The 16,019-nt window shown below is 62.5% G+C and carries 10 protein-coding genes; 6 read left to right on the top strand and 4 right to left on the bottom strand.

Going from position 1 to position 16,019, the window contains the following annotated elements:
- Window positions 1–24 precede the first annotated feature (24 nt).
- The 5 genes from tsaE to addA are packed head-to-tail and all read left to right on the top strand — an operon-like array spanning window position 25 to window position 8,434.
- On the top strand, window positions 25–498 hold the full coding sequence (tsaE, locus tag IE126_RS16615) for a tRNA (adenosine(37)-N6)-threonylcarbamoyltransferase complex ATPase subunit type 1 TsaE (RefSeq protein WP_189381651.1): 474 nt from the start codon (window positions 25–27) through the stop codon (window positions 496–498).
- On the top strand, window positions 495–1,514 hold the full coding sequence (locus IE126_RS16610; RefSeq protein WP_189381650.1) for an aminoglycoside phosphotransferase family protein: 1,020 nt from the start codon (window positions 495–497) through the stop codon (window positions 1,512–1,514). The genes tsaE and IE126_RS16610 overlap by 4 nt, the downstream gene beginning before the upstream one ends.
- Window positions 1,514–2,197, top strand: a complete 684-nt coding sequence (locus IE126_RS16605) for a nucleotidyltransferase family protein (protein ID WP_407646052.1) — start codon at window positions 1,514–1,516, stop codon at window positions 2,195–2,197. The genes IE126_RS16610 and IE126_RS16605 overlap by 1 nt, the downstream gene beginning before the upstream one ends.
- The gene (addB, locus tag IE126_RS16600) at window positions 2,190–5,117 is read left to right on the top strand and encodes a double-strand break repair protein AddB (RefSeq protein ID WP_189381648.1); all 2,928 of its coding nucleotides are present in this window, start codon (window positions 2,190–2,192) and stop codon (window positions 5,115–5,117) included. The genes IE126_RS16605 and addB overlap by 8 nt, the downstream gene beginning before the upstream one ends.
- Complete coding sequence (addA, locus tag IE126_RS16595; RefSeq protein ID WP_189381647.1) at window positions 5,114–8,434, top strand: double-strand break repair helicase AddA; 3,321 nt, start codon at window positions 5,114–5,116, stop codon at window positions 8,432–8,434. The genes addB and addA overlap by 4 nt, the downstream gene beginning before the upstream one ends.
- Here the strand turns inward: addA and IE126_RS16590 are convergent.
- Together IE126_RS16590 and IE126_RS16585 are read right to left on the bottom strand one after the other, a co-directional pair.
- A complete protein-coding gene (locus IE126_RS16590; protein ID WP_108130358.1) occupies window positions 8,431–9,300 on the bottom strand; it encodes a ribokinase in 870 nt (289 codons plus the stop codon). The genes addA and IE126_RS16590 overlap by 4 nt on opposite strands.
- A gap of 14 nt (window positions 9,301–9,314) precedes the next feature.
- Window positions 9,315–11,570 carry an NADP-dependent malic enzyme gene (locus IE126_RS16585; RefSeq protein ID WP_054304177.1) on the bottom strand — a complete coding sequence of 752 codons (2,256 nt, stop codon included), beginning with the start codon at window positions 11,568–11,570 and terminating at the stop codon, window positions 9,315–9,317.
- 129 nt (window positions 11,571–11,699) lie between these two features.
- Here IE126_RS16585 and mutS point away from each other — a divergent pair, with 129 nt between their 5' ends.
- Window positions 11,700–14,339, top strand: coding sequence for a DNA mismatch repair protein MutS (gene mutS / locus IE126_RS16580; protein ID WP_108130357.1), 2,640 nt, complete (start codon window positions 11,700–11,702; stop codon window positions 14,337–14,339).
- A 37-nt stretch (window positions 14,340–14,376) separates the two neighbouring features.
- Here the strand turns inward: mutS and IE126_RS16575 are convergent, their stop codons facing one another.
- Window positions 14,377–14,910: a nucleotide exchange factor GrpE gene (locus IE126_RS16575; RefSeq protein ID WP_189381646.1), complete on the bottom strand. Its 534-nt coding sequence runs from the start codon at window positions 14,908–14,910 to the stop codon at window positions 14,377–14,379.
- Between the two features lie 20 nt (window positions 14,911–14,930).
- Window positions 14,931–16,004 carry a heat-inducible transcriptional repressor HrcA gene (gene hrcA, locus IE126_RS16570; protein WP_054304179.1) on the bottom strand — a complete coding sequence of 358 codons (1,074 nt, stop codon included), beginning with the start codon at window positions 16,002–16,004 and terminating at the stop codon, window positions 14,931–14,933.
- Between the last annotated feature and the right edge of the window lie 15 nt (window positions 16,005–16,019).

Raw genomic sequence — 16,019 nt, 5'->3', positions numbered from 1 at the left:
AACACGGCGGATAAAACTGCGGGCATGAACAGCCACCCGCCCCTGACCCTTTTCCTGCCCGACGATACTGCGACAGACCGGCTGGCGCGTCGCTTTGCGACCCTTGCGCAGCCGGGCATGACCCTGCTGCTGGAGGGCGGCATCGGTGCCGGAAAAACCCATTTCTCCCGCGCCTTCATCCGCCAGCGGCTTGGCGCAGAGGTCGATGTCCCCTCGCCCACCTATACGCTGGTCCAGACCTATGAAGATCCGCGGGGCGATATCTGTCACGCCGATCTTTATCGGCTTGGCCATCCCGATGAGGTTGCGGAACTGGGTCTGATCTCGGCTTTCGAGACGGCGATCTGTCTGGTCGAATGGCCAGACCGGCTTGGCAACCAAACCCCGCCCGATGCCCTCCGCATCGCGTTCCGCCCCGAAGGTGAGGGCCGCCTTGCGGTGCTGGATTTCGGTAAACGCGACGATTTGCGCGGCGCTTTCATGGCTTTGGACGCATGACGGATCTGCGGAAAACCCAGGCAGAGGCCTTTCTGCAACGGGCAGGTTGGGGTGCGGCGACGCCGCGGCACCTTGCTGGTGACGCATCGGATCGCAGCTATCAGCGCCTGACGCTGAACGGCAGAAGCGCAGTTTTGATGGATGCTCCACCGGGTAGGGGCGATGATCCGCGCGATTTCGCCCGTATCGCCGGGCATCTGCGCGCGCTCGGACTTTCGGCGCCCGAAGTGATGGCCAGCGACTTCGATCACGGTTTCCTGCTGCTGGAAGATCTGGGGGACGGCATCTTTGCGCGACTGGTCTCGCAAGCTCCGGCGCGGGAACCAGCGCTGTATCATGCTGCGGCAGAGGTGTTGCTGCACCTTCAGGCCGCTCCCGCACCCGAGAATCTGCCCGATCCTGGCGCGGCGGACTGGGCCCGGGCTGCCGCTTTCGCGCTGGACTGGTATCGCCATGCAATTCTGGGCGACAGCGGCGACAGGGAGCTGTTCGTGGATTGCCTGACGCGCAGCCTGCGGCGTCTTGCAGATGGCCCGCGCGTTCTTATTCTACGTGACTATCATGCGGAAAACCTGCTGTGGCTGGACGACCGCAGCGGCCTTGCACGGGTCGGGCTGCTGGATTTCCAGCTCGCCCAGATGGGGCAGCCTGCCTATGATCTGGTTTCGTTGTTGCAGGATGCCCGCCGTGACGTGGCGCCCGAAACAGAGACCGCTGTTTGTGCGACCTTTCGCAAGGCGCTGGACATTCCCGCAGACCATTTTTCCGCTACCTATGCTGCGCTGGGGGCGCAACGTGCCCTGCGCATTCTTGGCATTTTCGCACGCCTCTGCCTTGTTGCGGGCAAGCCTGCCTATCTGCGCCTGGTGCCCCGCGTCTGGGGCCAGTTGCAACGCAACCTTGCGCATCCCGAACTGACGGAACTGGCCGAGGTTTGCGCCCGGCTCCTGCCGGAACCGACCCCTGAAGCCCTTGTAAGGATCGAAGGCCAATGCCGTGCATTCCCGATGCCGTGATGCTTTTCGCTGCCGGTTTCGGCACGCGGATGGGCGCACTGACAGCCGACAGACCCAAGCCGATGATCGAAGTGGCGGGACGCCCCCTGATAGATCATGCGCTGGATCAGGCAGCGGCCATCAGGCCCCGTCAGATCGTCATTAACCTGCACTACCGCCCCGAGATGATCCGCACCCATCTTGCGGGCCGAGAGAAAATCGCATTCGCTGATGAAAGCGACGCGATCCTGGAAACCGGCGGCGGATTGCGCGCCGCCCTGCCCCAGCTCGGCCCCGGCCCGGTCTACACCCTGAACAGCGATGCAGTCTGGACCGGCACACCCGCGCTGAGCCAGCTTGCGTCGCGGTGGGATGCCAGCCGGATGGATGCGCTGCTGCTGCTGCTGCCTGCCGAAAAGGCCACAGGCTATCGCGGCACCGGGGATTTCGTCATGGACGAAGATGGCAGGATTGTCCGCGCCAAAGGCACGCCCGGCTATGCCTATCTTGGTGCGCAAATTCTGTCTCCGAAGCGTATTTCGGCCATATCAGAGACTGTTTTCTCGCTGAACCGGCTGTGGGATATCGCGATTGCCGAGGGGCGTGCCTTCGGCGTCGTGCATGATGGCGGATGGTGTGATGTCGGACGGCCAGAGGGAATTGCCGAGGCCGAGGCGCTCCTTGGGAAGGCCAGAAATGTTTGAACCCGGCCAGTCCCGCCTGTTCGCGCTGCCACCGGGTGTGGACTTTCCGGCCGAACTCGTGCGCGGCCTGCGTGACCGTCTGAAGGGCGAGCCGCCCGAGGCCATGGCCCGTGTGCAGCTTTTCGTGAATACCCAGCGCATGCGCCGACGCATCGTCGAGCTGTTTGCAGCTTCAGGCCCCGGCTTTCTGCCGCAAATACGGTTGATTACCGATCTGGGGATCGAAGCGTCGCTGGAGGGGATACCGCCCGCCGTATCGCCCCTGCGGCGTCGGCTGGAGCTGACACGGCTGATCGCCGGTCTGCTGGATTCTGCGCCCGATCTTGCCCCCCGTGCCGCCCTTTACGATCTTGCGGACAGCCTCGCCGCCCTGATGGACGAAATGCAGGGCGAAGGCGTCGCGCCCGAGACGATTGCCGCGCTGGATGTGTCGAACCATTCCGCCCATTGGACGCGGACGCAGCAATTCCTTGGCATCGTGGAACCTTTCTTCGGAACTGCGGAAGCCCCCGACCCCGAAGCCCGACAGCGCCGCACCGTCGAGGCGCTTGCAAAGCGGTGGGCTACCGATCCGCCTTCGGGGCCGGTCATCCTTGCGGGTTCAACCGGCTCGCGCGGGACCACCCTGCGATTCATGCAGGCTGTTGCGGCACTGCCGCAGGGTGCGCTCGTCCTGCCGGGGTATGATTTCGACCTGCCACTCGCCGTTTGGTCAGGAATGTCTGATGCGCTGACGGCCGAGGATCACCCGCAATACCGCTTCCGTCGCCTGATGGACGCGCTGGATGCCAGGCCCGGCGACGCGCGGCGCTGGACGGCAACAGAAGCGCCGAATCCGGCACGGAATGCGCTTGTTTCACTGTCACTGCGTCCAGCGCCGGTCACAGACCAGTGGCTGACCGAGGGGCAGATGCTGGACGATCTTGTCGCCACGACCGCCGATCTGACGTTGATCGAGGCGGAGTCTCCGCGCGACGAGGCGCTTTCCGTGGCGCTGATCTTGCGCAAGGCGGTTGAGGACGGGCGTTCGGCGGCCCTGATCACCCCGGATCGGAACCTGACACGCCGCGTTACGGCGGCACTGGATCGCTGGGGCCTTGTTCCCGATGATTCCGCTGGCAGGCCGCTCGCTCTGTCCGCCCCGGGCCGGTTGCTGCGGCATGTCGCGCGATTGCTGGGCGAAAGGATTTCCGGCGAGACGCTGCTGACCCTGCTGAAACACCCGCTGACTGCGACCGGCGGGGATCGAGGCAGCCATCTGCGGCTGACCCGGGATCTTGAGTTGCACCTGCGCCGATTTGGTCCGCCCTTCCCCGACAAAGCTATGCTGGCGCATTGGGCCGAAGCGCGGAATGATCCGCTCGCGCCCGGCTGGGTCGCCTGGATTTCCGACATCCTTGATGCTGCCGCGTCGCTTGCCGATACCTCTCTGGCCGCACGGCTGGAACATCATCTGGCAATAACAGAGACTGTTTCCCGCGGCCCCTGGGGAGTGGATACGGGCGAATTGTGGCACGCAGCCGCCGGAGAGGCGGCACTTGCGCAGGTCGATGCCCTACGCTCCGAGGCGGATGCCGGGGGCGATTTCGCGCTGCACGATTATCGAGACCTGTTCGATGCCGTCCTGAACCGTGGAGAAGTCCGCGATGAGGTTCTGGGCCATCCCGGCCTGATGATCTGGGGCACACTGGAGGCCCGTGTTCAGGGTGCCGATCTGGTAATCCTTGGCGGGTTGAATGACGGGATCTGGCCCCAGTTGCCACCTCCCGACCCCTGGCTGAACCGGAAAATGCGCAAGGATGCGGCTCTGTTATTGCCAGAACGGCGTATCGGCCTAGCCGCCCATGACTATCAGCAAGCCATAGCGGCTGGTGAAGTGGTTCTGACCCGCGCCCGGCGGGACGCGGATGCGGAAACCGTCCCTTCCCGCTGGCTGAACCGCCTGACAAACCTTCTGGACGGTCTGCCGGAGCGTGGCGGCCGCGAGGGGCTCGAAGCCATGCGGGCACGCGGACAGGATTGGCTGATGCTGGCAAAACGGCTGGAGCAGCCTGCCGCCCAACTGCCTTCCGCGCATCGCCCCGCCCCCCGCCCCCCCGTTGCTGCCCGCCCGAAAGAGCTCGCGCTGACGCGGGTGGCAACGCTTATCCGCGATCCCTACGCGATCTATGCTCGCTACATCTTGCGTCTGAACAAGCTTGAGCCACTGCATCGAGAATCCGATGCGCGGCTGCGTGGTTCTATCCTGCATAAGATTCTGGAGCGGTTTGTTCGGGAGCGGCAGGCCGAAAGCATGGAGGCCGCAAGAGACCGGCTAATCAGCCTTGCCGCCGAAGTGCTGGAAACAGAGGTGCCCTGGCCAGCCGCTCGGGTTCTGTGGCTGGCCCGGATTTCGCGTGCTGCCGATTTCTTCATCAGCCACGACGGCGCGGATGGCGGGGTGCCCGTCAGTCTGGAGCAGCGTGGCCGCATCGGGCTTGATCCGCTGGATTTCGAACTGTTCGGCACACCGGACCGCATCGACCTGCTGCCGGACGGACGCCTGCACATTCTGGATTACAAGACCGGCACGCCCCCGACCCGCAAGCAGCAGGAGCAATTCGACAAACAGCTTCTTCTGGCGGCGGCCATGGCCGAACGTGGCGCTTTCAAGGAGGTCGGCCCGACCGAGGTCGCCCGGATTACCTATGTCGGACTGGGCACCAACCCGAAGCTGGAAACCACTGCCCTGATGCCTGAGGACCTGGACAAGGTCTGGGAAGACCTCCATCGCCTTGTCCGGCGCTATCAGAGCCGCCAAACGGGCTATACCGCCAGACGGGCGGTTTTTGCCAGCCGGTTTCCCGGCGACTATGACCATCTCGCCCGTTTCGGGGAATGGGACATGACTGACAGCGCGACGCCGGAGGATGTGGAATGACTCGCAACGCCGCCAGTGAACGGCAGGTGCAGGCCGCAGATCCCGGATATTCGACCTGGCTTTCCGCCAATGCGGGATCGGGCAAGACCCGCGTCCTGACTGACCGAGTGGCGCGGCTGCTGCTTTCCGGGGTCGAGCCCGGCCGCATCCTGTGCCTGACCTATACCAAGGCCGCCGCGTCAGAGATGCAGAACCGGCTGTTTCAGCGGCTGGGCGAATGGGCGATGAAGCCCGACCTTGACCTGCGGGAGGCGCTGCTGAACCTTGGCGCCATCGCGCCCGTTTCACGTGAAACACTGGCCGAAGCGCGGCGCCTGTTCGCCCGTGCCATTGAGACCCCCGGTGGCTTGCGCATCCAGACCATCCACAGCTTCTGCGCCAGCCTGTTGCGTCGCTTTCCGCTGGAGGCGGGGGTTTCGCCGCAATTCACCGAGATGGACGAGCGTGCCGCCAAACTGCTGCGCGAAGATATTGTCGCGGACCTTGCTTCTGGATCAAAGTCCGATGTGATTGCAGCATTGGCAGCGATCTATACGGGCGAGGACTTTTCGGCGCTTACCGCCGAAATCGCCCGCCACTCCGATGCACTGTCGCCCCCGCTGGACGCGGCAGGGTGCCTGACACTTTTTGGTCTGCCACCCGGTTTTACCGCCATAGACCTGCTGGACGAGGTCTTTCTTGGTGGGGAAGCCGGCCTTCTGTCGGACACCGCCGACATTCTTATGACAGGTTCCACCAAGGATCAGCAGGCAGGGGCCAAACTTGCCGCCCTGCGTGGCGCGCGGCAGGATCTGACCATGCTTGCCGCTCTGGAAGAGGTGTTGCTGTTCAGTGGCAACGTGAAGGAGGAAAGCAAACGCTTCACCGCCAAGGGCGACCAGCTTGCCACCAAGGCCACGCAACCCAAACTTGCAGCCCTGTCACCGGCCCTGCATGCCCTGATGCTCAGAGTAGAGGCTGCGCGACCAAGGCGATTGGCCCTCGCTGCAGCGGATCGGACTGCGCGACTGCACTCTTTCGCCGCGGCGTTTTTGCCCGCCTATGCGCATCGCAAGGCCTTGCGCGGTGCGCTTGATTTCGACGATCTGATTTCACGCGCAAAGGGCCTGCTGACGGACCCAACAGTAGCGCAATGGGTGTTGTTCAGGCTGGATGGGGGCATTGACCACATTCTCGTCGATGAAGCGCAGGACACCTCGCCAGATCAATGGAAGGTGATCGAACTTCTGGCACAGGAGTTTACGGCCGGAACCGGGGCGCGGGAGATCGAGCGCACAATCTTCGTCGTCGGAGACCAGAAGCAATCCATCTATTCCTTCCAGGGGGCCGATGTGACTGCCTTCGCGGAAATGCGTGAGGCTTTCGCAGGGCGCTTGAAAGCGATTGATGCCCCTTTCAACGCGCTGGAGCTGGAATATTCCTTCCGTTCGTCGCAGGCGATCCTGCGACTCGTGGACCAGACCTTTCCGCCAGACCTGCACCCCGACCTCGGTGGCCCCTCGCATCACATCGCCTTCCGCGACGCCATGCCTGGCCGGGTCGAGATCTGGCCCCCCGTTGAGCCGGCTGACACACCTGAGGACGGCGATTGGGCGAACCCCGTCGATCTGGTCACCGGCGAGCACCATAACGCAATCCTCGCGCGGCAGATCGCCGACCGCATTGGGGAAATCCTCGGCAATGGCACGATGATACCCGATGCGACGGGGGCGCGACCTGTGCATGCGGGGGATTTCCTGATCCTCGTGCGCCGCCGTTCGCCGCTGTTTGCAGAGATCATCCGCGCCTGTAAAGCCGCGAAACTGCCCATCGCGGGGGCCGACCGGCTGCATCTTGGTGGTGAAATCGCGGTAAAAGACCTGACCGCGCTTCTGGCCTTTCTGGCGACGCCCGAGGATGATCTGGCGCTGGCTGAACTGCTGCGCTCTCCTCTGTGCGGCTGGAGCGAGCAGCAACTCTACGCTCTGGCACAACCTCGAAAAGGCTACCTGTGGGAAGCCCTTCGGGCACAGACAGAGACATTTCCCGACTTGCTTGCCATGCTGCATGATCTGCGTGATCAGGCCGACTTCCTGCGCCCGTTCGATCTGATTGAACGCGCGCTGACCCGGCACGACGGGCGGCGGCGCTTGCTGGCCCGGCTGGGTGAGGAAGCTGAGGACGGGATTGATGAGCTGCTTTCCCAGGCACTCGCCTATGAACGCAACGATGTACCCAGCCTCACCGGCTTTCTGACCTGGCTTCAGACCGATGATATCGAGGTGAAACGCCAGATGGATTCGGGGGGCCGGAAAATCCGGGTGATGACGGTTCATGGCTCCAAGGGCCTGGAGGCCCCGATCGTGATCTTGCCCGATACCGCAGACATGACCGCGAATGACCGGGATGAGTTGTTTCGGATGCATGACACGGCGGTCTGGCGCACCCCGGCGGATGCCAGCCCCGCCGACATTTCCCGCATCCGCGCCGAGCGTGCCCGGCGCAGCCGGGCTGAGGAGATGCGCCTGCTCTACGTCGCCATGACCCGTGCACAGTCCTGGCTGATCGTGGCGGCCGCTGGCAAACTGGCCTCGCAAAGCGGCAAGGCCGACAGCGACAAGCCACCCGCATGGTACGATCTGATCCGCACCGGGGCGGAGAAAAGCGGTGCGGTTCCGTCGGTGAAGGGTCGACTGGTGCATGAGTTTGGAGTTTGGCCTAAGCCGCAGGACAACCTGACGACGGAGGCCCCCCCGGAAACACCGCAGCCTCTGCCTGCCTGGGCTTTGCAACCTGCGGCGCCTGCCCTGCGCCCGGCACAGATGCTGAACCCCAGCAATCTTGGCGGAGCCAAGGTTCTTGCGGGCGATTACGAGGGCGAAAACCCGGATGCGAAGGCGCGCGGCACTCTGCTGCACGGATTGTTCGAACACCTGCCAGGTCTGACCGCAGAACGTCAGACCCGGCTTGCCGAAATATTGATCCCCGATCCCGTCCTTCGGGCAGAACTGCTTTTCGAAGCACGATCGGTCATTGACAGGCCCGAATTTCAGCAGATTTTCGCGCCATCAACGCTACGCGAAGTCTCTGTCGTTGCAGAATTTCAGGGCCAGCCGCTTGCCGGTGCGATTGATCGGCTGATCGTTCTGCCGAGCCGGGTTATCGCCGTGGATTTCAAATCCAATGCAATCGTACCGGAAGCACCGCAAGAGATACCCGAGGGCCTCATACGCCAGATGCGCGCCTATCGCGCCGCATTAACGCAAATCTACCCCGGTCGACAGATCGAGACGGCGCTGCTCTGGACCCGCAAGGCCCGGATGATGCTTGTCGACTAAGCGCCCTGCGCTGCGAGAAATGCAGTCACCTCGGCGGCAGCGGGGATCGCCTGCGCCGCGCCGGGTCGCGTGACCTGCAGTGCCGAAGCTGCCGCGGCGCGGCGCATGGCCGAAGAACGATCAAGCCCCAGATCAAGCGCCGCGACCAAAGTGCCGATGAACGTATCGCCTGCACCGGTCGTATCAACGGGCTCCACGCGGAAAGATGGCATGAAAAGCGGCTCTGTTTCCGCGGAAATCCATTCTGCGCCATTTGCACCTCGGGTGATGATGCAATCGACCGCAGGCAGTTGTCCTTCGGCCGCGCGCAGTTCTGCCGCTTCGCCTTCGTTCATCACCAGCAGCGAAACATGGCCAAGAACAGAACGCACCGCCGCCAGATCAAATGGGGCGGCCGAATAGACTACCCGCATGCCCCTGGCCCGCGCCAGAGCCGCAGCCTCCTGCTGAGCCGAAGTCTCGTTCTGCAACAGCAGGCTATCGCCCGCCACTGCCCGCGCCAAGGCAACCTCGACCATCGCGCCGGTGATCTGCCGATTGGCGCCAGGATAGATGACGATGCTGTTCTCTGCCTCAGGATCAACGTTGATCACAGCGTGGCCTGTCGGTTCATCGAGCTGTGTTACCGATCCGGTATCCACCCCGTAATCCGACATGAGCGCGAGCAGCCATTCACTGCCCGGCCCTGTGGCGCCAATATGAATACAGCTTGCCCCGGCTCGCGCCGCAGCGACAGACTGGTTTGCCCCCTTCCCGCCCAGACCCTGCGAAAAGGCCAGCGCAGACAGGGTCTCGCCCGGCTTGGGCAGATGCGGCACCTGATATACAAGGTCGATATTGATCGAACCGAGATTGAATATCGCCATGCCGCGCCCCGCCCTTAGCCGATATTGCAGGCGGCAAGGGCCGCCATATTCAGAATGTCATTCACCGTCGAATTGGTCGAGCAGATCTGGATCGGCTTTTTGACCCCGGTCAGAATCGGCCCGATCACGGTAGCCCCGGCCATTTCCTGCATCAGCTTGACCGAGATCGAGGCCGAATGCCGCGCTGGAACAACCAGGATATTGGCAGGTCCAGAGAGGCGGCAGAACGGATACTGCGCCATGGTTTGCGCATTCAGCGCCACATCCACGGTCATTTCGCCATCATATTCGAAATCGACCTTCATGCGGTCCAGAACCTTGGGCGCCTCGTGCATTTTGGTCGCACGCTCCGAGACCGGATAACCGAAGGTCGAGAAGCTGACGAAGGCCACGCGCGGCTCGATCCCAAGGCTGCGCGCCACACCCGCCGACCGAATGGCGATCGTGGCGAGGTCTTCCGGTTCCGGCCATTCATGCACCAGCGTATCGCTGATCAGGATGATCCGCCCCTTGTTCAGCAGGGCTGTCACGCCCACCGCGCCATCCGCGGCCTTTGCATCAAAGACGTGATTGATCAGGTTCAGCACATGCGCCGATTTGCGGGTGGCCCCGGTTACCAGCGCATCGCCATGCCCGTGGGCCAGCATCAGGGCCGAGAAAACATGCCGGTCACGCGTGGCCAGACGGCGGATGTCGTGGCTATCAAACCCTTGACGTTGCAGCCTTTTGTAAAGAAAATCCCGATACTGGTCGAGATGTCGGGAATTGGCGGCATTCACCACCTCCAGTTCGCGCACGGCATCCTGAAGCCCGGCGGCTTCCAGCTTTTCGCGGACATCCGTCTCGCGACCGACCACCAGCGCGCGGCCCAGGCCTGACCGCTGATAGGCAACCGCCGCGCGCAGGACGCGCGGGTCGTCACCCTCCGCAAAGATCATCCGCGCCTGCGCCGCCTTGGCGCGGGCATGCACACCCTGAAGGATCGAGGCCGTCGGGTCCATCCGGGCCTTAAGGCTTGCCTCATACCCTTTCAGATCAATGATCGGCCGACGCGCAACGCCGGTATCCATGCCTGCCTTGGCAACGGCAGGCGGTATGACATGAATCAGGCGGGGGTCGAAGGGCGTGGGGATGATGTAGTCGCGCCCGAAGCTGAGCTTGCGGCCATAGGCCATTGCCACCTCGTCCGGCACGTCCTCGCGCGCGAGGGCAGCCAGCGCCTTGGCGCAGGCAATCTTCATCTCGTCATTGATGGCGCGGGCATGAATATCCAGCGCGCCCCGGAACAGATAGGGGAAGCCCAGAACGTTATTGACCTGATTGGGGTAATCGCTGCGCCCGGTCGCCACGATGGCATCAGCCCGGACCGCATGCGCCTCTTCCGGCGTGATTTCGGGGTCCGGGTTGGCCATGGCGAAGATCACCGGATTATCGGCCATCGAAGCCACCATCTCCGGCGTCACCGCACCCTTGGCCGAAACACCAAGGAAAACATCGGCCCCCATCATCGCCTCTTCCAGAGTGCGGGCATCAGTGCGCGCCGCATGGGCCGACTTCCACTGGTTCATGCCCTCAGTCCGGCCCTGCCAGATCACGCCCTTGGTATCGCACATGATACAGTTGTCATGCCTGGCCCCCATGGCCTTCAGCAGTTCCAGACAGGCAATCCCCGCTGCCCCGGCCCCGTTGAGGACAATCTTCACATCCTCGATCTTCTTGCCGCTGATTTCGAGCGCATTGAGCAGACCCGCAGCGCAAATCACGGCCGTGCCATGCTGGTCGTCATGGAACACCGGAATGTCCATGATCTCTTTCAACCGCTGTTCAATGATGAAGCATTCCGGCGCCTTGATGTCTTCGAGGTTAATCCCCCCGAAGGTCGGCCCCATGAGGCGAACGGCCTGAATGATCTCGTCCGGGTCTTCGGTATCCAGCTCGATATCGATGGCGTTCACATCGGCGAAACGCTTGAACAGGACGGCCTTGCCCTCCATCACCGGCTTAGAGGCCAGCGCGCCCAGATTGCCCAGACCCAGAATGGCGGTGCCGTTCGAGACGACCGCGACCATATTCCCCTTCACCGTATAATCGTATGCCGTCTCCGGCCGCTCCGCGATGGCCTGCACCGGAACGGCCACGCCCGGGCTATAGGCCAGCGACAGGTCGCGCTGGGTGGCCATCGGGGTCGAGGCGACGATGTCGTATTTGCCGGGGCGCGGTTCCAGATGGTATGCGAGCGCCTCTTCGGGGGTAATCTTGGTCTTGGTCATCAGGGGGCCATCCTGTGGGGTTATCCTGCCCTCTTACCGCCCCCGCGACCCTGTGCCAATTGCGGTTTGCCGCTTTTCGCCGGGTTTCGCCTTTTGTAGGGTCACCCTTGCCGATGGAAGGGGACCAGTGTGACCGACGACAGCGTGACGCCGATGATGGCGCAATATCTGGAGATTAAGGCGCAGTATTCCGATGCGATCCTGTTCTACCGGATGGGCGACTTCTACGAGATGTTCTTTGATGATGCTGTTGCGGCGTCCGAGGCGCTGGACATCGCGCTGACGAAGCGTGGCTTTCATCTGGGCGAACCAATCCCGATGTGCGGTGTGCCGGTGGTCGCCGCCGAGGGGCATTTGCTGTCGCTGATCCGCAAGGGCTTTCGCGTGGCAATTGCCGAGCAGATGGAAGATCCCGCCGAAGCGAAAAAGCGCGGCTCAAAATCCGTGGTGCGGCGCGATGTCGTCCGGCTTGTCACGCCGGGAACACTCACCGAGGATTCCCTGCTGGAGGCGCGGCGGCATAACTTTCTTTGCGCCTGGGCAGAGGTGCGTGACGAGGGTGCGCTCGCCTGGACCGACATTTCCACAGGCGAGTTACGGGTGATGCCTTGTGCCCGCGCCCGTCTGGCACCTGAGCTGGCGCGTCTGATGCCGCGTGAAATTCTGGTCAGCGATGCCAGTGATACGCCGGTAACCTCGGTGGCGACGGATCTTGGTGCTGCCGTGACCGAAGTCGCGCGCGCCTCTTACGACTCTGCCGGGGCGGAGCGGCGGCTGTGCGCGCTGTGGCAGGTTGCGACGCTGGATGCCTTCGGCACCTATGGGCGCGCAGAACTGTCTGCCATGGGCGCGCTCGTCGACTATCTGGACCTGACCCAGCGAGGCAAGCTGCCGCTGCTGCGCCCGCCGGTGCGCGAGGCACTGGGCGGCGCAATGCTGATCGACGCTGCGACCCGCCGCAATCTTGAAATCACCTCTGCCCTCGCTGGCGGCCGCGCGGGTTCACTTCTTGAAACCGTCGACCGGACAGCGACCGCAGGCGGGGCGCGGCTGCTGGAACGCAGGCTGTCGGCCCCTTCCCGCGATCTGAACGTTATCAGTGGGCGACTCGACTCCGTCGACTGCCTGCTGGCCCAGTCAGGGTTGCGCAATCAGTTACGCGAGGCGCTGCGCCGTGTACCGGACATGGATCGTGCGCTTTCGAGACTTGCGCTGGATCGGGGCGGCCCGCGCGACCTGGCTGCAATCCGGAACGGGCTGTCGCAGGCGCAATTGATTGCCAGTCTCGTGGCAGGGGTGGACGACGGTCTTCTGACCCAGGCCGCAAAATCACTGACCGGAAATGAGGACATAATTTCCCTTTTAGATCAATCTCTTGTAGAGGATCCGCCACTTCTGGCCCGGGATGGCGGCTTTATTTCAGCCGGTTTTGACCCCGATCTCGACGAGACGCGGAAACTTCGTGATGAAGGCAGGGCCGTGATCGCCGGGATGCAGGCCGATTATGCCGCCGAAACAGGCGTACAGAGCCTGAAAATCAAACATAACAATGTGCTTGGTTACTTCATCGAAGTCACAGCAACGCATGCTGAAAAGATGATGTCGGCACCGCTGAACGAAAAGTTCATTCACCGGCAGACCACAGCGAACCAGGTCCGCTTCACGACGCTTCCGCTGAGTGAACTGGAAACCCGCATCCTGAACGCTGGCAATCATGCGCTTGAGCTGGAGAAGAACCATTTCAACAGGTTGCGTACGGCTATACTGTCTGCTGCCGGCCCGATCGGATTTGCCGCGGCGGGCCTTGCCGAGCTGGATGTTGCAGCCGCGTTCGCAGATCTCGCATCCGGCGAAGGATGGACCCGGCCCAGGGTTGATGCAAGCCATGCCTTCCTGATTGAAGGCGGTCGGCATCCGGTTGTGGAACGAGCACTCCAACGCCAGGGCGCCGCAGCCTTCGTTGCCAATGATTGCGCGCTGACCGCACGCGACGCCCCCGCGATCTGGCTGCTGACGGGCCCCAACATGGCTGGTAAGTCGACCTTCCTGCGCCAGAATGCGCTGATTGCGCTACTGGCCCAGTCGGGCTCCTTCGTTCCCGCCGCGAAGGCTCATATCGGCCTGGTAAGCCAGCTGTTCAGCCGCGTCGGTGCCTCGGACGATCTCGCGCGCGGGCGATCAACCTTCATGGTCGAAATGGTGGAAACGGCGGCGATCCTGAACCAGGCAGATGACCGGGCCTTTGTCATACTGGATGAAATCGGCCGGGGGACGGCGACTTATGATGGCCTTTCGATTGCCTGGGCCACACTTGAACATCTGCACGATGCCAACCGCTGTCGTGCTTTGTTCGCAACCCATTACCACGAGATGACATCACTCGCCCAGAAGCTGCCCGGCGTGGAGAATGCGACGGTAAGCGTCAAGGAATGGAAAGGCGATGTGATTTTCCTGCATGAAGTGCGACGCGGCGCGGCGGACCGTTCCTATGGCGTGCAGGTCGCCAAGCTCGCGGGGCTGCCCGAGCCGGTCATCGAGCGTGCAAAGGTGGTTCTTGAGGCGTTGGAATCGGGGGATCGGGATGGCGGAAACCGGCGCAGAACGCTGGTCGATGATTTGCCGCTCTTCCGCATTGCACCACCCGTGTCGCCCGCCCCGCCGAAGGAATCGGCGCTGGAAGAGCGGCTGAAATCGGTTAACCCGGATGAACTGACACCGATGGCGGCGCTCAATCTGGTTTATGAATTGAAAAAGGCGCTGGCTGAATAGCCACCGCCCCGATGTTTCACGTGAAACAAAGCAGAATTTAGCCTGCGATATTCGAACTGACGCCGACTTGCGCAGGGCGCAGAAGGCGGTCGTGGATCATGAAGCCTTCGGTAAGAACCTGAATGATCTGACCAGCCTTCGTTCCCGGAAGCGGTGCCTCGAACATTGCCTGATGCATCTGCGGGTCAAAGCTTTCACCCACTTCGGGCACGATCAGAGAGATACCATGCTTGTTAAGCACGCCCAGCAGTTCGCGCAAGGTCAGTTCGATGCCTTCAATCAGAGCGGCAGACTGGGCGCGGTTTTCCTCGGGCACGGCATTCAGAGCCCGGCGCAGATTGTCGTAAACCGGAAGCATGTCGCGGGCGAGTTTCGAACCACCATATTGCTCGGCCTCACGACGATCACGCTCCCCGCGCTTGCGGGCGTTCTCCGCATCGGCAAGCGCGCGCATGAATTTGTCGCGAAACGCATCACGCTCAGCGCGGATCGCCTCAAGCTCATCCGCACCGATGAACTCTTCCAGTTCTTCAAGGTTCAGCTCAGGGCTCGATGCACTTTCATCAGCCATCTTCATATCCTTTGTCACTTCTAACCTCGGCCGCGATCCGACACCAACCGACTCACCAGTTGGGCCGTATAGTCGACAACCGGAACGACACGCCCATAGTTCAGACGCGTCGGCCCGATCACACCCACCGCACCGATAATCTTCCGATCAGCGTTCATATAGGGAGAGACCACCAGAGAGGAACCCGAAAGTGAAAAGAGTTTGTTCTCTGAGCCAATAAAAATTCGAACCCCGTCACCCTGCTCTGTAAGATCAAGGAAATCCGCCAGGTCCCGCGTGCGTTCAAGATCATCGAAAAGACGGCGAACACGCTCCAGATCATCCGCCTCGCGAGTCCCCTCCAGCAGATTGGCGCGGCCCCGGACGATCAGACGCTCTCCGGTTTCGCCGGCGTTTTCCCAAAGCGCGATGCCGCTTTCGACCAGCGCCTGGGCCAGTGTGTCGATCTCACGTCGCCGGGAATCCATATCGCGACGCACTGTGCTGCGCAGTGCGCTGAGTGTTTTACCTCCGGCAAGGGCGTTCAGCAGGTTTGCCGCCTCGCGCATCGCCGAAGGCGTCAGCCCCGGCGGCGGGGTAAAAACGCGGTTCTCAACCTGGCCATCCGAAAGCACCAGCACAACCAGTGCCCGCCCCGGCCCGAGATTGACGAACTCAATATGTCGGATTTCGGCCTCGTCGTGCTTCGGCGCAAGGACAATACTGGCCCCCCGCGTAATCCCGGAAAGCGCAGCGCCCACGCGATCCAGCGTCGACGCCACATCAGGGGCTTCATGGCCCAGCGTGGATTCCAGAATTTCCCGATCCGCATGGGCAACCGCACCAACCTCCAGAAGCCCGTCAACAAACATGCGAAGCCCAAGCTGCGTCGGAATTCGGCCGGCCGAAATATGCGGACTGTTCAGAAGGCCAAGATATTCCAGGTCCTGCATGACATTGCGGATCGTGGCGGCGCTGATCTTTTCAGAGAAGCCGCGGGTCAGCGTTCGTGAGCCCACCGGATCGCCTGATTCCAGATAGGTTTCGACTACACGTCGAAACACCTCGCGCGAACGCTGGTTCAGTTCGGTCAGGATATTGCTGTTCGAGCCCATGGCATTGTCCGCATC

The sequence above is a fragment of the Gemmobacter nanjingensis genome (assembly GCF_014652195.1).
In the GTDB taxonomy this organism is placed as follows: Bacteria; Pseudomonadota; Alphaproteobacteria; order Rhodobacterales; family Rhodobacteraceae; genus Gemmobacter; species Gemmobacter caeni.
This window is presented reverse-complemented; position numbering and strand designations above follow the sequence as displayed.